Source organism: Blastomonas sp. AAP53 (genome assembly GCF_000331245.1).
Taxonomy (GTDB): Bacteria; Pseudomonadota; Alphaproteobacteria; order Sphingomonadales; family Sphingomonadaceae; genus Blastomonas.
Genome location: NZ_ANFZ01000014.1, coordinates 139,748 through 157,805, shown reverse-complemented (window position 1 = coordinate 157,805; position 18,058 = coordinate 139,748). Strand labels below are relative to the sequence as shown.

Sequence of the window (18,058 nt, the reverse complement as noted above, 5' to 3'; positions counted from 1 at the left end):
TTATCGTTCCACCAGGACGAACGGCGCCCAGATCGAGGGATTGGCGCTATCGGCTATGCCGGCCTTGCCGTCGATCAGCGCGATCTGCGTCTGACGCAAAGCCTCTGCATGCGGTGTCCCGGCAAGCGCGCGCTCCACGGTGAGGGTACTGAGATAGGCCGCTGCATCATCCCGCACCCGCCAGTGCGAGAGCAGCAATCCCTGCGCACCCGATCCCAGAAAAGCGTTTGCCAGTCCGGTATAGGCGGGCGCTGTCTCATTGCGACCGGCGGCGCTGTTGCACGCAGAGAGGATCACGAAATCGGCACCGAGGCCCAGCGCCCCGATCTCGCTCGCCAGCAACAGCCCGTCATTCTCGGCGCTGCCTGCTTGGGCAGGCGGGGTGAGCACCAGCGCCGGTTCGTTCAGCCCTGCGACTTCGCCATCCATCAACCCATGGGTAGCAAACAACAGCACCGCGTAGTTTGTCCCGCTCGCCTGTCTTACGCGCAGTTCGGTGGCATCATCCCCGGTGAGCGCAAGGCGTGTCGAAAATTGCCGGATCGCGGCCACCTTCGCGATTTCTCCAGCCGATGCAGGCAGCGGGCGCAGCGACCGCACATCCTCAATCGCGGCAGACCCGCCGCGAAACAGGTTCACCGATCCGTTTGCCGGGTCTGCCACGCCGCTTAAGGTCGGTGCCCCAACGCCCAGGAAACTGAACCGCGTTGCGCCGTCATCGCGCTTGGCAAAAGCGGCCGATGGGGTGAGGGCGATCGAAAAGGCATGGCGGCGAGCCATCCAGTCCATGCCCTTGAAGTCTTTCTGATCCACTGACGGGACTGCAGGAAGCAGCACGCTGAACGGCAGCCGCGACAGGGCATCGCTGGTGACCACTGCAACCCGCTTGTGCCCCGCCAGCGCGGCGGCCGCGCGTTCGGGCAGAACGATATCGTGCAGCGCAGCGGCATTCCGGGCAAATCCGGCGACTTCGCTTGGTCGCTTGCCATCAAGCGTCAACCGCAGATCAGATACCAGAGCGCGGACAGTCGGGCGACCTTGCTCGCTTGAGGCCATGACCGCCCCATTGGCGGTGATGACCATGGTGAACGTACGGCTTCTGCCGGGCATCGCAATCAGGATCGCCTCGTCCGGGCTGAGCCGTGCCTGCACCTGCTGGACCGTTGGCGTTGCCGGACGGACCCACTGGCCAAAATCGGGGATTGCGGTGACAAGTTCTGCGCGAAGCTGCGCAAGGGAATCCGCCAGCGTGGTAATCTCGCTTGCGCGCGCCGCTGCGGCCTCGGTCTTGTCGCTCGCCAGCAGTGCGGCGCGCTCCCGGTACAGGATGCGCAGGCGCGCGCTGCCGGTTTCGAAAGCCTCGACCTTTCCTGCCAGCGCGGGCTGATCCTCGACGCTGGTCTTGAGTGCCAGTAGCTGCCGGGTGCGGGCATTGACGCCCCATCCGGCGAGTTCAAACGCATGCAGCGCATCATCTGGCCGGTCTGCCGCGAACGCGGCCTCGACCATATGCATGATGGTTTCGTAATAGCTCGCCAGATCGGCGCCCAGTTCGAAGCGTTCGGCGTCGGCGATCAGGTCAGCCTCGATTGCCGTGGCAGCACGTGAGGCGAGCTTCCAACCCGCCTCGCGATCGCCTGCCTTGATCTGGAAAAGGCCGCGCTGGAGGTCCAGCACGGTGTCGTTGGACGCGACGCCTGCTCTGGCACGCCGGGCGACGATGCTGTCCAACGTTTGCAGCGCGGCTTTCGCATCGCCAGCCTCATCCTGCCGGAGCGCGAGCACGGTGAGCCCTTTCGCCGCCCGGCTGTCGCCATCGGGTACGGTTTCAGCAACGCTGGCGGCGCGCTGCGCCAGGTCCCGCGCCATGTCCTGTTTGCCTGCCTCGTGCGCTGCGTTGGACGCGCTGACCAGCTGGTTGATGCTGTTGCCGGGATCGATCTTGCGCACTGCGTCATGCCCGGCCATGGTGAGGGCGATCGATTCCTCGAACCGCCCCAGACGCGCCAGAATGACGCCCAGATTGTGCACGGCGGTCATCGTGTTGCGATTGTTCGGCCCCAGCTTGGCAACCATGATATCGACTGCCCGGCGCGCGGGCGCTTCCGCCTCGACGAACCGGTCGGATTGCAACAGAACCTTGGCGAGCGTTGCATGCGCAAAGCCGATAAACGGATGTTCCTCGGGCAGCAGTTGAGTCGCCGTGGTCACTCCGCGCTGCGCCAGTTCCAGCGCCTCGGCGGTGCGCCCGGCATCAATCAGCATGTTGGCACCGCTGGACATCGCCACGAACAGCGTTGCATCGCGCAATTCGCCTGTCACGACTCCGTCGATCGATGGCTTGACCAGATCGGCCGCCTCGCTGAACCGTCCGGCGGTATACAAGGCGTTGGCATAGTTGAGATAGCCCAGGCCCAAGGACTTGGCCTGTTCAGGAGGTAGCCGTGTAGGATCCGTGCCGTACAGGCGCTTGCGGATGGCCAGCGATTGCTCCTGCAGCGGAAGTTCCAGGTCCGACTGACCCAGCGCACCGCGGAAGGTCGCGATATTGGCCAGCGTATCAGCCATCGGTTCGCCTTCGGCTTCGTTGGCAGCCTCCAGCCGACGCTTTGCTTCGAGCGAGGCATCGAGACCGCCTTGCATATTCTGCTGATAGTAGCGCGAATCGCCCATGCGGTTGAGTGCGAAGGCCTGATCTGCGACCGGACCGCCCGTGATCTCCAGTGCTTCCAGATAGGCCTGCCATGCCGCTTCCGCCTCGGCCGCCTTGCCCAAGGGATCGATCGCCTCGGCTGCGCTGCGCAATGCGGCGGGGCTGGAAATTGGATGCGACGGCGGAGGCTGCTGTGCCTGCAATGCAGATGCCCCGCTCGCGGCGAGCACAAACGATCCAAGCGCCATCAGTCCAACCGAAACACGCATGCAAATTCCCCCCTGTCTCTTGCAGACTAGGGATCAATCAGTCGATCACAAGGTAGAAACGCGTTTTCCGGCGGCCGGGATTGATGAGGCGTATGACATGCCGTTGCGTGTAGATGGGGATCCATTCGCAACTTGGGCTTGCCGCCTCGTACTGGCACACCGGATGCGCAGCACCATCGACGACCTGCAGGCGCAGCTTCGCCCCATCGGGCGTGGAGAGCGCGATCGATGCCTTTTGCCCCGAAAGGAAGGTCTGTTCGATCCGCAGATCGCCTCCCGCATTCAGCGTTCCGTGACGATATCCAGGCCCCAGCGTGCGACCGCGCAGAGGTGCAGTCGTGTCGGGGCTCCTGCGCCGCCAGCGCTCCAGTCCGGCTTGCCCCTCGGCGTCCAGGGGACGGGCATCGAGTGCGGCAATCATCGCAAGCGGGCGTGCCAGGCCAGTGTCGTCTCCAGCCGATGCAGCCCGGTCTGCCTGCGCCAGCGCATCGGCAAGCAATTCAGCGTTCGATCCCTTGCCCGCAGGGCTGGAAGGTGATGGCGCGGCGGTTGGCGCCGCATGGGTACACGATGCCAGTACGAACGCAGCAACGGCAAGAAGCACTGGCAAGCGCATCATTGAGTTTCCCTTGATAGCTTGAAGCTGGCACCCTGCGTGCTGTCGACCAGATCGAGCGTCAGGCCGTGGCGTTCGGCAACCGCGCGGGCCAGCGCCAGCCCCAGACCGCTGCCCGGCTGGTGTTGAGCGACATTGTCGCTCCGGTAGAATTGATCGAACACGCGGGCTCGGTCCGCTTCGGGGATTCCTGGCCCATCGTCTTCGACAGTGAGGACCGGACCGGCGCCAAGCGTTACTGTGACGCTCCCTCCCTGGGGCACATATTTGAAGGCGTTGTCGAGCAGGTTGGTGATCAGCCTGCTCAGTTGCGTTTCCTCGCCATCGATATGCACACCTGGTTCGATGGTCCAGACAAACTGGTGCCCCGATTCTTCCGAGCTGTCGGCATACAGGTTGCAGATGCTCTCCAGCAGCGCGGACAGATCAATGCGTTTCAGGCCGATGCGGTCGCCGCGCCGTGCCCGGCTCGCCGCGATGTCCAGCAGCGATTCCAGCGTCGAGACCAGATGGCGAATATCCGTGCGGGCAGCGATAAGCGCATTGGCGGTATCAGCGTCGGGCTTGGCCGCAAGCAGCTTCGCCAACCGCCGGTCGAGGTGCATCACCGGCGTGCGGATTTCGTGCGCAACCTGGTCAGAGGTTTCGCGATAGGCCTTCATCAAATCGCGCAGCCGGGCCAGAGCGACCGCGCTATGCCCGGCGAGTTCGTCGATCTCGTCGGTGCGCCGTCCTTCCGCCAGCATGCGGATATGCCGCGCATCCAGATCTCGAAACGCGCGGTTGATGCTTGCAATACGGCGTTGCAGCTGGCCGATGGCGGTACGTCCGAACAGTCCGACCGTCAGGACAAACACTCCACCGCCTGCAAGAAAGACGAGGGCAACCCGTTGCAGCAACGGTCGTCCGTCCGCCGCTTCATGGGCGACCACCAACCGCAGATCAGGCCCCAATCGCGTAGCCCGGGCGAAGGCGTCGGTTGCCTCGCCAATGCGGATCATGCCGCCTTCCGAAACCCGCGCATCAAGGGCGGGCCATGTGCTGATGTCACCGGCGATCCGCCGTCCCGCACCATCGGCGAGCAGGTAGTGAGGAAGGCTGCCATCGGCAGGCCTCATCATCAGGCGGTCGCCGATGCGGCGGGCCAGTTCCTGCTGCCCGCCGCTTGCGTGAATGTCGACAAGTCCGGCCAGATCAACATCGACCGCTTCGCGGGCCGATGCATCGAGCGTAGCGCGAATCGTGCGGTCGGTCAGCAACCACAGCCCGGCAACCAGAACCACCGACAGCGCGATGGCAAGGACAACGATGCGGGTGAATATGGAACGGTGCGATGAGAAGATCATGTGCCGTCTAGCAACCTGTAGCCCGATCCCCAGATCGTCTCCAGCGCCGCGGTGGCATAGCCGTCTTCCAGCTTGCGCCGCAGCCGCCCGATATTGACATCGACAACGTTGGTTTGCGGATCAAAAGCCATGTTCCACACGTCGCGCAGCAACATCTCTCGGGTCACGATCTCGCCGGCATTGTCCATGAAATAGCGGAACAGCTCGAACTCTCGCGGGCTGAGCGAAAGGTGGCGGTTCTGGCGGAACGCCGTGCGCGCCTTCACATGGCACTCAAATGCGCCGTACAGGATGACGGCGCTATGCTCGCGTCCCGATGCCCGCCGGTGGAGCGCCCGGATGCGGGCAATCAATTCGGGCGCTTCGAAAGGCTTGGCAAGATAATCATCCGCGCCAGCTTCCAGTCCTTCGGACCGATCGCTGGTCCGGCCGAGTGCCGAAAGCATCAGCACGGGTGTGCCTACCCCGCTTTCGCGAAGCCGCTGCAATATGGTCAGGCCATCGAGATCACCCAGCATCCGATCAAGGATGATGACATCGAACTTCTCCAGCCCGGCGCGTAACAGGCCTCCTGCGCCGGTGGATTCCCATACGAGCTGATCACCATTTTCTGCTGCAAGCTCTTGCACTTCGCCCGCCGCGCGTTGATCATCCTCGACATACAGGATTTTCAGCATGGTCGTTGAGCCTGTCCTATTCGCGTGTGGGTTCCCGCCCCGAAAGACTGCCGCAGCAACAAGGGCAGGGCAAGCTGTCGGCGAGACGACCTTAGCGAAGCTGGCACATTATGCTTGTTACAAATTCCGTTAGTCGCAAGCGCAATCGCGCGGTCGTGTTGCCAGCGTGTTTGCGTCTGGCGCCGCGGTAACGCGTTTTGTCATCTTTCCGTCAATGGTTGTAACAGGCGTTTCGGTCTGTCCGCGCCTAGCCTTGAGGCTGCAAATCAACCACAACGAGGACATGCAGCCATGACCAGCACACAACCGTTTGCTGCGACATTGTCTGCCATCGCCGTTGCGGCCATGGCTGGATCGCCTGCCTATGCGGGCGCAAAGCCGGGATCGGCCGACGTCGAGGTGATGACCTGCCCGGTACCTAATGCAAGCACTGCAATCACGGATGGCGATCCGCAGGGCTGGACCAAGCCGGGACTCTACAGCTCTCAGGCCATGTTCGGGGCGATTGTACAAGGAGAGCCTGCCAAACATCTGCTGTCCGCCCTGGCCGGGTCGCAGGAAGAAATCGACCAGACAGTGAACGTAGCCAAAAGCGCACCCACGTCTGGCCTGGTACAATCAGGAGCGGCAGGTGCACTCATCTCCAAAGTACCTTTCGGCGGGCAGATGCAGGGCGGCTTGGGCGGGAGAAAGAAAACGATGACCGCAGGCCTGCGGCTGGTGACCCCCGCTCACGACCAGACGCTCCTCTCGGGTAGCGGGCAGAGCCAGAAATCGACGATCAAAATCCTCAGCAGCTCAGACTGGGGTGCTGCCAGCCAAGGCCAGCCCGGCCAATATGGTACATTCGCCGATGGCAAGATGGCCACCAGCGCATTCATGGCGGCATATAACATGTTGGCATCACAGGCGATCTCGCCGGGAGCTGCGATCAATGGGACAACCGCAGCCGCGCCAGCAGCCAATTACACCGTTGCTGTCGACCCCAAGATGTTGGCCTGCGCCACAGCTGGTGCCCGGTCGGTCCGCCCGCTGCGCGCTGCGACGACGCTGATCCCGACGGGCAGGAAGGACGGAATGTTCGGCGAGTTGGCCGACACTTGCGGGACAAGAGGTTGGGTTTCAGTGGAAGACCTGCGTTAGATTGCGACCCGAGCGCAGATCAAATTCACTGTCTGGGGGGTGTCAGTCTTTCGAGGCTGGCACCCTTTTCTCTGGGCAACCGATCTTGGTTGCGCAACGCTGATGACCGTGATCCAGCCGCTTGCGTGTCCGGCTTTCGTCAGGGGCAGGCGAAATCTAACGGCGTTTGTCATTTTCATGTCAGCCCTTGTGCATGGCTACTCGAGCGGCCGCGCTGCATGCTCTCCTTGTTGCATTTGGGGAGACAGGACATGCGTTCAATTTCGCTGGCGGTTGGTGTGGCCATTGTGGCGATCGCGACCCCAATCGTGCCAATCAGCGCCAAGGATCCCAGCCCGCAAAAGCTGATGGATATGGCAGCGGGCTGTGCCTATGTCGTCAGCATCGCAGAGGGCAACAACGTCAAGCTGCGATACGGGTCGGCGGACTGGATGAATGTTATCCGCCAGCTCGAACGGGTTACCGGGCTCGATGGCGAGCAATCGCTCAAGCTGGCCAAGGCGAAGTACAACAAGCGCGCGCGGGTAATGGGTGCCGATGAGGCGCTGTCGCACATGAAGTCACGGTCGAAGGACTGCGACCGCGAGATGGCCGTCATCCAATCCTGATGGCTGCAGTGCCGGGAACTCACGCCATGACACCTTCACGCATCGCGGCAATCGTCACCGGAGCTATCTGCCTGCTGGTCGCATCGCCTGCCGCGCTGGCAAATGCCGATGACTCAGAGCTCATCTATGAATGTGCGCTGGCACTCGATTTTGCGGCAAGAAAAGGCGTGAGGTTGCCAATCAGCAGCGACCGCGCGTTCACGCATTTTGCCGAGGTCACCGGTGGCGATGCAGCCCAGCGCCGCCAGGCCCAGCAATTGGTGGATGCAAGTTGGCGCGACTACAAGAAGAAGAACGGCGGCAGCGAACTGGACAAATATGTCCTGCTCGTCGCGGAGGATTGTGCAGACTTGTACGTCGAAAAATCCGGGCAGGCCGTGCAGCAGGAAGGCGATCTGAATGCAATGGGCACGCTCTCGGCTGCTGCCCTGCGCAGCTATGCAGACCGCACCGGCGATCACGGCGCGGTCGCCGATTACCTTGTGTTTCATTACCCCTATGGCAAAGACCTGTTCAAGGCCAATGCCGATGGTGACCTGCTGGGCAAGCTGATCGTCGAGGTGGGCGCCGCTGGTCTGCGCAAATGGAGCGACGAGGCGGTATATGCGATCGCGAACAAGTTCTACTGGCAGTACAATCCGCCCGCCACCCGGCTGATTTTCGCCGAATATCAGCGCAGGATGCGGATGCAGCGGCAGACCGAAGCAGAGGCCCAGCGCTGGGCACAACGCGCCGCCGACGATCGCGCCGCACAGGCGCGGCAGGCGACAGCTCAGCCCGTTGGCTCCATCGGGCGAGGGTGCGAGAACCGGAAATTGATCGATCAGCGTGGGGTCGTGACCGCAACCTATTCGGTGTGCCGCCGATGAAGTCGGCCATGCACCAGGTCCCTTCAGCGGGACCAAGCAGCGCCAAACGTTGCGCCATGGCGGTCATGCTCCTGCTGTGGATTGTCTCGCTTGGCCATGATCCTACCAACGCGGCGATGACAAGCGATCTCCCATCACGGATAGCCGCGTGTGACGCTGGCGACCCATCCGCCTGCCGGGCTGTGGGTATGACCCTGTCCGATCCCAACGATCCGGCTTATGATGCCTTCATGAGCCTGCGCTTCCTGCAGCAGGCCTGCGCGGCCGACGAGACGGCGGCCTGCGGCCGTCTCGCCCTGATTTTCTTCGCAGGCGAAGGCGATGTCGAACGCGATCTGGCAAGCGCGGCCAATTTTGCGACGCGCGCCTGCGCCGGGCAGGATCGGGATGGCTGCGAAGTGGCTGAAGCGGTGTTCACCAATGGCGACTCCCCGCAATTCGATGTCGCCAAGGCGATGCGCTATCGCAGGATCAACTGCGATTTTGGCAACCGCCGGTCATGCATCGACCTGGCCCATATCTATTATACGCTGAACGAGTATCTGCCCGCAGAGCAGGTTGCACTCGGGGCCTGCAAGCCCGCTGATCCCGAAAGTCGCGAGGTGTGCGCCTTTGGCAGACAATTGCAGGAACGGCGCCGCAAGATTGAAGCGCAGCAACAGATGCAGCGTCAGGCCGCGCTGGATGCCCGCGCGCAGAAAGAAGCGATCTTCAACAGCCTGATGGGGCAGCGCGATTATGACAAGGCGCTCTACTACGCCCTGTATCATAGCCGCTCCGTACCGCAGGCCGAGGCGGCAACCCTGGCGGCGGCCCGCGCCGGTGCCTTGCAGAGCATTCCGGACGATCATTTCCATGTTCTGGAATTCTGGTTTCGATCCGGCCCGGTCGCCAACATCGCAGCATCCCAAATCGCCAGCCGCAAGCGGTCGGATGACTGCGGGATATTCAACTGCTCGAACACCCCCGGTGCAAGCTCGCGCCGCTGGGAAGCGCAAAATGGCCGTGCGGGCATGGGCGCGTCGAGCAGAAGCTATACGCCCAGCCTGCCGGCCTATGTTCCCAGCAGCGCCGACGTTCGCCAGCAGGTGCGCAATCAATATCGCCAATATCATTGCGGCGGTGCCGTCAATTCCAGCAGCCCGACCTGTCGGCGCTGATCCACCAACCAGTCAGGACCAGATCAATGAAACGCATATTGGCTGCCGTTTTCGGCTTTGGAATGATGCTTGGACCGATGGCGGCCGACGCCAGCGCCCAGGTCGACCGGTCTTCGCCGCAGGAACGCGCCTGCAAGGCAAAATACGATAGCATTTTTGCCAACATCAACAGCACGGCGCCAAACAGGCGCAAAGTGACCGATGACGAGATCGGCTGGGCGCTCGACCACGAAAAGACCCTGCGCTTGAATGAGCCATGCTCGCTCAACCCAAGGTCTGAGCAGAAGGTAGTAGACAGCCAACAGGCAGCAGTCGCCAAGGTGGACGTTGTTGCCATCGAACCAGGCGGGGGCGGCAACGCTCTGGCGGGACAGGCTGCGTTCAATGCCGGTGATCTTGCCACTGCGCGCACGAAATATCAGCTCGGCTGCTTCACCGATGGCGTAGGCGCAAGCTGCAACAACCTAGGTTCGATGGCAACCAAGGGGCAGGGCGGTCCGAAGGATCTCGCGCTGGCGCGCAAGGCCTATCAGCTTGGCTGTACAAACGGCCTGGCAAAATCCTGCGAAGTGTTCGGTTCGATGCTCAAGTCCGGTAGCGGTGGTCTGCAGGATTATGCAGGGTCGGTTGCGCCGTTGGCGACCGCCTGCAAGGCAAACCTTGCGACGTCCTGTTATGATCTGGGCACCAACTATTTTTATGGCAAGGTCGGTCGTGCACCGGACTTTGCACTCGCAAGGCAGTATCTGGCAAAATCGTGCCCCGGTTATGCCGCTGATGGCTGTTATGCACTGGCCCTGATGCAGCGCGACGGCCAGGGCGGCGCTGTCGATGCCGCAGGCGCAGCGAAATCGTTCGATCTGTCGTGCAAGGCAGGGAAATCGGACGGATGCCTCGAATTCGGTGTGGCGCAATATACAGGGGCAGGCCTGGCGCCTGATCAGGCGGGGGCCCGCGTCAGCTTCGGCAAGGCGTGCAATACCGGTAATGCAGGAGCCTGCATGAACGCAGGCATGATGGCACGCGATGGTCAAGGCGGAACGATAGACCGCCCGGCCGCCAAGAGGTTCTTCGGCCTGGGATGCAAGCTTGGCATTCAGGATGGTTGCGCCGAAGCGGGGAGGCTTGGGGCATGACCGTATTGCGCAAAATCCTCACCGGCTTGCTCTTCATCGAACTGGCGTCCAGTCCTGCCGCTGCCGACGCGCCAGAGGCAAGCGCCCAGGCGCATAATGCGGCGTATCAGGCCGCTGCCAGCAGCGGGCTTTCACCGCAGACCCTGTCTGAAATGCTGACATGCAGTGCGATGTGGGATCGCTGGACCCAGACGGTGAGCAATGCAGGCGATCCCAGGTTCACAGGATCGCTCCTGCGTGAACTGAGCGCGGCGAATGCCAGCCGACGCAAGACCTATTGGCAGCGTCGGGCGCGGCGGGAAATGGGTGAGGATGACGATGCCGCCTATTTCGACCGGATGCAGGCCAAGGCTGCAAGCGATGCTGACAGGCACTATGCCGCCTATGTGAAAAGCGAAGAGCGTGCGATGGCGAGAGTCATGGAATGGCTGGGAATCTGCAAGTGATGATCAGTGCCAGGATCGGCAGGGCCAGACGCTCCATCGCATCAGCGTTGGCGTTAGTCTTGCTGCCGTCCCAGACCACGCTCCCAGCCACAGCGGCCAATCTCGACAAGCCGGCCGAAGCGTCCAATCCACAGGTGCAGGTGTGCCCTGACGGAGGATATCAAAGCGGTTGTGACCGCGAGAGTATCGAAAACGCGATTGTCGTTGAAGAAGATTGGGCGGCGACGCTCACCATCCGCTGCCTGTATCGCAGCAGGGCGCCGTGCGTGCCGCTGGCGACTGGACGGATCGAGCTGGTCGAACAGGGCCGGCCGCTGACCTGGCAACTCGTGGCACTGCATCCCAAGGACGGTCCGCGCACCGAAATGCTGATACTGGTGGAAGGTATCGAGCAACTGGACCGGATAATTCTGTCGACGCACCAGACTGATGGCTGGTTCTCACCGCCGGAACTGGTGCAAAACAGTGCCGCGCTGATGATTGTCCACGCCGCCGGTCGATATGGCGGCAGCGGCGGAGGAAATGCCGATATTCTCCTGTCACGTCACGAGCAGGGCTGGACGACATTCGACGTCAATGCCCTGCTGGATGAGGCATCGGCGATGCTGCCGCCTGGCTTCCGGATGGCCGCGGGAGTGGATTTCGATTTCAGGCATATGTTGGTCGCCGCCCCGGTCAAGCGATCCGGCGACGGCGGCTGTTGTGCGACCGGGGGGACTGCGTTTGTCGATTTCGAGATGCCGGGTGGCAACGCGCTGCAGGTGGCCAGCGTGCGATTTGAAGAAACGGCACCGGTAAAGACCCATCGCCACCAGCGCTGAGGCGCTGGTGCGAAAACTGCAGATCTTGAACATGGGCAAGGCGACCGGCGGACTGACGTCCGCACAAGGGCTGGTTCAACATCTTGGCTTTCTTCCTGAACGCCCCGGCCAGATGGCTGTCCCACGGCAATAGGCCAATCCAGTCCATCGGCCCGAGCGAATTGACGGAGCCTCCCGTGCTGAGGCTCCGGTCAAGTTGTTCGCCAATTTTTGGCATGATGCGTCCCGTTGCCCGCAACCCGGCATTCGGTGGCCAGCCTCCACCTGCCAGCAATCGGGTTGATCTGACCAGTGAGCATCATGCGAACCGGCTTATCCCAGTTCGCGTCCCAAGTGTACCTGCTCACCTGAGCGGTCACGCACAGCGATGGCAGCTGGGCCGTTCGTGTTGTTCACGTTGAGATTGCGTGAAGCGGGCAACATTGAGCCGCCATGTACATTCTCCGGTCATATCCGAATGCGACCAGGCAAATTTTTTGGTAAAGCCAATCTGCAAAAAATGGTTGACCGAATATGATATTTGCGGTTGGGCGATATGGCGATCAGGTTATCAGGAGAGAGACAATGAAGATCACCGCTGCAAAAGTGCTGGTAACCTGCCCGGGTCGCAATTTTGTCACTCTCAAGATCATGACCGATCAGGGTGTTTACGGTATCGGCGACGCGACGCTCAACGGGCGCGAGAAATCGGTGGTTTCGTACCTCGAGGATCATGTCATCCCTTGCCTGATCGGCATGGATCCGCGGCGGATCGAGGATATCTGGCAGTACCTCTATCGCGGAGCCTATTGGCGGCGCGGTCCGGTAACGATGCGCGCGATCGCCGCAGTCGACATGGCATTGTGGGATATCAAGGCCAAGATGGCCAATATGCCTCTGTATCAGATGCTCGGCGGACGCAGCCGCGATGGCGTGATGGTCTATGGTCATGCCAATGGCAGCGATATTGCCGAGACCGTGGATGCGGTCGGCCAGTATATCGACATGGGCTACAAGGCCATTCGCGCGCAGACCGGGGTTCCCGGCGTCAAGGATGCGTATGGCGTCGGGCGCGGCAAGCTGTATTACGAACCTGCCGATGCGCAGCTGCCGTCGGTCACCGGCTGGGATACGCGCAAGGCGCTGAATTACGTACCCAAATTGTTCGACAAGCTGCGCGAAACCTATGGCTTCGACCATCATCTGCTGCACGATGGCCACCACCGCTACACCCCGCTGGAGGCGGCGCAACTGGGCAAGGCGCTGGAGCCCTATTCGCTGTTCTGGCTGGAAGATTGCACGCCTGCCGAAAATCAGGAGGCGTTCAAGCTGGTGCGCCACCACACCACCACGCCGCTGGCGGTGGGCGAGATTTTCAACACGATCTGGGATGCCAAGGATCTCATCCAGAACCAGCTGATCGATTACATCCGCTGCACCATCGTCGGCGCGGGCGGGATCACGCACATGCGCCGGATCGCCGATTTCGCTGCACTGTACCAGATCCGCACCGGCAGCCACGGCGCGACCGATCTGTCGCCCGTCACCATGGGCTGCGCGCTGCATTTCGACACCTGGGTGCCCAATTTCGGCATTCAGGAATATATGCGCCACACCGAGGAAACCGACGCGGTGTTCCCGCACGATTACCACTTCGCGGCTGGCGAATTGTTCTGCGGCGAGACGCCGGGCCATGGCGTCGATATCGATGAAGCTCTGGCGGCCAAATATCCCTACAAGCCCGCCTACCTGCCGGTCGCGCGGCTTGAAGACGGAACCATGTGGAACTGGTGACCGGTGCGCCTGGTCTTCATTGGGGAAGCGATGCTCGAACTCGCGCGGGCCGGGTCCGGCTGGCAGCTGGGCCATGGCGGCGATACGCTCAACACCGCGATCCATCTTGCGCGGCTGGGGCATGACACAGCCTATCTGACCGCGATCGGAAGCGATCCGCTGAGCGGCGACATGAAGGCCCGCTGGGCGGCCGAGGGCCTCGACACTCGCCTGGTGCTTGCGCATCCCTCGCGCAGTTCCGGCCTGTATGCGATCACCACCGATGCGGCCGGTGAACGAAGCTTTGCCTATTGGCGCGATACCAGCGCTGCCCGCGCGATGTTCGATCTGCCGCAATCCGATGAGGCGCTCGATCAGGCCGCCCACGCCGACGTGCTGGGCTTTTCGCTGATCACACTGGCCATCCTGCCGCCCGATGCACGCGCGCGTCTGATCGCCACGGCGCGATCGGGGCGGCCAGGTGGTGTTCGATGGCAATTATCGCGCGCGCCTGTGGAACGATATCGCTGAAGCCCGGCAGGTGCGCGATGCCGCCATCGCGGTGGCGACGATCGGTCTGCCCACGATCGAGGACGAAACCGCGTTATCGGGCGATCGCGATGCCGGAGCCGTCGCTGCGCATTGGCAAAGCATGGGGTGCGCCGAAACGGTCGTCAAATTGGGGGCGGGCGGATGCCGCTTGCCCGATGGCCGCGTGATTGCGCCTGCGGCAGTGCTTGCGCCTGTCGATACCAGCGGCGCTGGCGATGCCTTCAACGCGGGCTATCTGGCCGCGCGGATCGATGGTGCGGATTGCGCCGACGCAGCGCGCGCGGGTCACGCGCTCGCCGGCTGGACGATCATGCGACCTGGCGCGATCCCGGCGCGGGCGCCCTGAGCAGGCTCCACAGCACGACTGCGGCCAGCAGGTCTAGCGCGGCCAGCGCCACGAACAGCGGGTTGTAGCCAAACGTGTCCGCACTCTGGCCGATCAGAAGCGTGAACAGCATGCCCCCGATCCAGGCGGAGGTCCCGGCCATGCCGCTGGCGGTGCCCGCAGTGCTCTGGTCGAACACGTCCGAGCACAAGGTGATCAGCGCGCCGTTGAGCATCTGATGAGCAAAGCCGCCGACGCAGAACAGGGCGATCGCCATCGCGGGCGACGTCGCCAGGCCGATGCACGCAGGGCCGATCATGCACAGCGCGCCGATCGTCATCGTGATCTTGCGAGAGGCGAGCAGCGAGGCGCCGCGCTTCATCAACCAGGTCGGCAGCAGGCCGGCCGCCAGGCTCCCGAAATCCGCCGCGAGAAACGGCATCCACGCCCACAAGGCGATCGACTTGAGGTCGAGATTCCAGACCGCAACCAGATAGAGCGGGATGAAGAAGTTGAAGGTCTGCCAGGCGGGTTCGGACAGGAAACGTGGCGTCGCGATCGCCCAGAACGAGCGGCTCTTGAGAACGTCCTTCTTGGTCGCCGGCTTGTGCGCGACATCATCCTTGCGTCCGCTGGCGATCAGGTCGGCTTCTTGCTGGGTGAGGCGCGGATGATCTTCGGGGTCACGGTAACCGACCCACCACATGCCGGCCCACACCACGCTGAGCGCGCCGGTGACGATGAACGCGGCCTGCCAGTTCCAAGCGAGGATGCAGAAGGCGACCAGGGGCGGGGCGATCATGTTGCCGACGCTGGTGCCCATCTGGAACAGGCTGGTGGCAAGCGATCGTTCGCGCGGCGGAAACCAGGTCGCGACGGTCTTTACCCCGGCGGGGATCGCCGCTGCCTCGGTTGCGCCCAGCAGTGTGCGGAAAAACGCGAGGCTCTGCCAGCCGGTGGCAAACGCATGCGCCATATTGGCAAACGCCCAGCCCAGCGCGAACAGGAAGAAGCCGAGCCGCGTGCCGAGCGTATCGAGCACCGATCCTGCGACCGTCTGCATGACGGTGTAGCTCGCCTGGAACGCCAGCACGACCCAGCTGTACTGCTCGGTCGTCATCGCAAATTCGGTCTTGAGCGTAGGCGCGGCGACCGACAGGGTCGAGCGCGCCAGATAGTTGAGGATCGTGCCCAGCGTTACCAGGGCGATGATCCACCAGCGCAGCTTTGGTCCGGAGAGTTTCATGCGACGAGAGCGCCAGCCAGAAAGGGAACAACAGGCAATTGCAGTCTCCGCATGGCGCATCTGATGATGCCGATGATCAGCTCTCGGGAATTCACATGTTATCTAGCAAGACAGGCCATCAACCTGTTCGGTCGATGGCCTGCTTTGTCTTGCAGTCGCGTCAGAACTCGTAACCGACCCGCAGGCCGACATAGCGGCGGGAATCGCGGGTGAGGTTTTGGGTGAGCAGGCCGGCATTGCCGCCCGATGCGATGCTGATGTTCGAAGCGAAGTTCTTGTCGAACAGGTTGTTGACGAACAAGGCCACGCGCAGGCCGCCACGCTCGTTCTGATCGATGCCGATGCTGCCGTTGAACACGCCATAAGCGCCCTGGACGGTCAGCGGGTTCTGCAGCAGGTCGAAGTTCACGCCGCTCTGATAGGCGAAATCAGCCTGAACGAAGGCGTCGAAGGGCAGCGAAGGCAACAGCACATCATAGGTCGCACCCACGTTGAACTTCACCTTTGGCGCGTTGCCCAACCGCTTGCCAGCCAGATCCTGACCGCGGACGGTCGAGGGACCGGCCCCATCCAGATCGACGCAGCCAGCAACCTGCCCGGTATAGCACTGCGCACCGGGGAAGCGGATGACCTTGGCGTCGGTATAGCTGAAGGCACCGTCGATGGTCAGCTCGGGGATCGGCCGTGCGCTTAGCTCGACTTCAAAGCCCTTGGTGCGGACCTTGCCGACATTGTTCAGCGTCAGCTGGATGGTGTTGTCCGGCAGAAGGATGCCCGACTGCGCCTGGAAGTCAGAGAAGTTGCTGAGGAACGCGGCAATGTTCAGCTGCACCTTGTTGTCGAAGAAGCGCGACTTGAGGCCGAGTTCATACGCATCGGAGGTTTCAGGCCGGACGATGTTGGCGATACGCGCAGGGGTGAAGCCGCTGCTGATGTCATAGCCCTGGCCCTTGTAGCCGCGTGCGAACGAGGCATAGGCCATGACGGCGTCGGACAGATCCTGGCGCAGCGAGACCTTGCCGGTGACGACGCTGTCAGTCTCCGACCCGGCGCACAGGGCAAGGCAGGTCGCGTTGTTGGCGGGCGGCGTTGCCGGACGCACGTTGTTGAGGAACTCGACCGAGACCTTCTCATGGTTCCAGCGCAAGCCGACATCAATGTGCGTGGTGGCTGCCAGATCATAGGTGAACTGGCCGAATGCGGCGTAGCTTTCGGTTCCACTCTGCGAAGCCCAGTTCGCCACGACCGGCCCCGAGGGACCACGCGCGAACGTGCGGTCGGTGGTGCCGTCCTGATAGAAGCCGCCCAGAACATAGGTGAAGTCGCCGGTGGAGGGCGATACGATGCGGACTTCCTGTGCAAACTGCTTCGCATGGAACGTGCTTTCGGCAACGATACCCGTCGGCAGGCCAAGCACCGGGCCGGTGATCAGGTCGAAATCTTCCAGAAAGCGGAAGCGCCAGTCCTGATAGCTGGTGACGGAAATCAGATCGGCAAAGCCGAGGTCCACCGTGATGCGGCCAGCGAAGGTGTTCTGGCGGCTCTTGTTGAACAGCGGCTTATCGATCCGAAGCGAATAGTTGTCCGGGCCAGGCTGGATGCCGACCAGGCTGGCGGTGAGGGGAGCACCGAACACGGCTGCGCCTGCGGGCACCGAGCGGAAGGTCCTGGCGGCGCCATTGGATTCGGATACCGAACGGCTGGCGGTGAGGTCGATCTTGATGCCATCGGCGGGCTCCAGCTCCAGGCGAGCGCGGATGCCATAGCTTTCGTCGTTGTTGAGGCGAGCGCCGCTGTTGAGTTCGCGGATGTGGCCCTTGCGATCGCCGTAAAAGCCGTTGAGCCGGAAGCCGATGCCTTCGCCGATCGGGCCGGCAATCGAGGCATCGATGCGGTATTCGTCATCAGATGTGATCCGGCCCATGACCGAACCGGACAACACCTCGGTTGCGCCCTTGCTGACGATATTGATCGCGCCGGCCGACGCGTTCTTGCCGAACAGCGTACCCTGCGGTCCACGCAGAACCTCGATGCGCGAAATGTCGCTAAGGCCCGAAAAAGCCTGCGCCTGCTGCAGCAGGGCGACGTCATCAACAATTACCGCAACTGAAGGCTCGATGCCGGTGCTGAACGCTGTCGTGCCGATGCCGCGAAGGTTGATCGAGTTGTTGGTGGGGACGTTGCCCTGCGTCACGGTCAGGCTGGGCGCCAGACGCGGCAGGTCGGAAACGGTGTTCACATTGCGGCTGATCAGCGTTTCTTCGCTGATCGCAGTGACCGCTACGGGGACGTCCTGAAGGTTCTGCTCGCGCTTTTGCGCGGTAACGACGATTTCCGTCAGGCCGCCGTCGGCATCAACCGGCACGTCCTGCGCTTGCGCCGTATAGGGCACGATGATCGCTGCTGTGGCCGACATCAAATAAAATGGAAACTTCATGG

At 62.4% G+C, this 18,058-nt stretch carries 14 protein-coding genes and 1 pseudogene; 9 read left to right on the top strand and 6 right to left on the bottom strand.

Annotated features, from left to right (window positions below):
- Genes D618_RS0113430 through D618_RS0113415 form a run of 4 tightly spaced genes read right to left on the bottom strand, consistent with a single transcriptional unit; the run spans nucleotide 1 to nucleotide 5,561 of the window.
- Complete coding sequence (locus D618_RS0113430) at nucleotides 1-2,922, bottom strand: CHAT domain-containing tetratricopeptide repeat protein (RefSeq protein ID WP_081590521.1); 2,922 nt, start codon at nucleotides 2,920-2,922, stop codon at nucleotides 1-3.
- Nucleotides 2,923-2,959: 37 nt separating this feature from the next.
- Nucleotides 2,960-3,538 carry a hypothetical protein gene (locus tag D618_RS18395; RefSeq protein ID WP_152414730.1) on the bottom strand — a complete coding sequence of 193 codons (579 nt, stop codon included), beginning with the start codon at nucleotides 3,536-3,538 and terminating at the stop codon, nucleotides 2,960-2,962.
- The gene (locus D618_RS0113420) at nucleotides 3,538-4,884 is read right to left on the bottom strand and encodes a HAMP domain-containing sensor histidine kinase (protein WP_017672044.1); all 1,347 of its coding nucleotides are present in this window, start codon (nucleotides 4,882-4,884) and stop codon (nucleotides 3,538-3,540) included. Before D618_RS0113420 ends, D618_RS18395 begins: the two co-directional genes overlap by 1 nt.
- The gene (locus D618_RS0113415; RefSeq protein WP_017672043.1) at nucleotides 4,881-5,561 is read right to left on the bottom strand and encodes a response regulator transcription factor; all 681 of its coding nucleotides are present in this window, start codon (nucleotides 5,559-5,561) and stop codon (nucleotides 4,881-4,883) included. Before D618_RS0113415 ends, D618_RS0113420 begins: the two co-directional genes overlap by 4 nt.
- A gap of 291 nt (nucleotides 5,562-5,852) precedes the next feature.
- On the opposite strand from D618_RS0113415, the gene D618_RS0113410 reads away from it, so the two are divergent.
- The 9 genes and pseudogenes from D618_RS0113410 to D618_RS18385 all read left to right on the top strand — a co-directional run bounded on the left by D618_RS0113410 (nucleotide 5,853) and on the right by D618_RS18385 (nucleotide 14,394).
- On the top strand, nucleotides 5,853-6,704 hold the full coding sequence (locus tag D618_RS0113410; protein WP_017672042.1) for a hypothetical protein: 852 nt from the start codon (nucleotides 5,853-5,855) through the stop codon (nucleotides 6,702-6,704).
- A 251-nt stretch (nucleotides 6,705-6,955) separates the two neighbouring features.
- Nucleotides 6,956-7,312: a hypothetical protein gene (locus D618_RS0113405; protein ID WP_017672041.1), complete on the top strand. Its 357-nt coding sequence runs from the start codon at nucleotides 6,956-6,958 to the stop codon at nucleotides 7,310-7,312.
- 26 nt (nucleotides 7,313-7,338) lie between these two features.
- Nucleotides 7,339-8,181 (top strand): hypothetical protein, encoded by an 843-nt coding sequence (locus D618_RS0113400; RefSeq protein WP_017672040.1) that lies wholly within the window; start codon nucleotides 7,339-7,341, stop codon nucleotides 8,179-8,181.
- 188 nt (nucleotides 8,182-8,369) lie between these two features.
- On the top strand, nucleotides 8,370-9,341 hold the full coding sequence (locus D618_RS0113395) for a sel1 repeat family protein (protein WP_017672039.1): 972 nt from the start codon (nucleotides 8,370-8,372) through the stop codon (nucleotides 9,339-9,341).
- A 26-nt stretch (nucleotides 9,342-9,367) separates the two neighbouring features.
- On the top strand, nucleotides 9,368-10,477 hold the full coding sequence (locus D618_RS0113390) for a tetratricopeptide repeat protein (protein ID WP_193746720.1): 1,110 nt from the start codon (nucleotides 9,368-9,370) through the stop codon (nucleotides 10,475-10,477).
- Entirely contained in the window at nucleotides 10,474-10,923 is a 450-nt protein-coding gene (locus D618_RS0113385) for a hypothetical protein (protein ID WP_017672037.1), read from the top strand. Before D618_RS0113390 ends, D618_RS0113385 begins: the two co-directional genes overlap by 4 nt.
- Nucleotides 10,902-11,744, top strand: a complete 843-nt coding sequence (locus D618_RS18390) for a hypothetical protein (protein WP_193746719.1) — start codon at nucleotides 10,902-10,904, stop codon at nucleotides 11,742-11,744. The genes D618_RS0113385 and D618_RS18390 overlap by 22 nt, the downstream gene beginning before the upstream one ends.
- 564 nt (nucleotides 11,745-12,308) lie before the next feature.
- On the top strand, nucleotides 12,309-13,517 hold the full coding sequence (gene manD, locus D618_RS0113375) for a D-mannonate dehydratase ManD (protein ID WP_017672035.1): 1,209 nt from the start codon (nucleotides 12,309-12,311) through the stop codon (nucleotides 13,515-13,517).
- Between the two features lie 30 nt (nucleotides 13,518-13,547).
- A pseudogene (locus D618_RS18385) lies at nucleotides 13,548-14,394 on the top strand (sugar kinase).
- Here the strand turns inward: D618_RS18385 and D618_RS0113365 are convergent.
- Both D618_RS0113365 and D618_RS0113360 read right to left on the bottom strand, forming a co-directional pair.
- Nucleotides 14,357-15,619 carry an MFS transporter gene (locus D618_RS0113365; protein ID WP_017672034.1) on the bottom strand — a complete coding sequence of 421 codons (1,263 nt, stop codon included), beginning with the start codon at nucleotides 15,617-15,619 and terminating at the stop codon, nucleotides 14,357-14,359. The pseudogene D618_RS18385 and the gene D618_RS0113365 overlap by 38 nt on opposite strands.
- A 160-nt stretch (nucleotides 15,620-15,779) precedes the next feature.
- Nucleotides 15,780-18,035 (bottom strand): TonB-dependent receptor, encoded by a 2,256-nt coding sequence (locus D618_RS0113360; RefSeq protein WP_238550679.1) that lies wholly within the window; start codon nucleotides 18,033-18,035, stop codon nucleotides 15,780-15,782.
- Nucleotides 18,036-18,058: the final 23 nt, after the last annotated feature.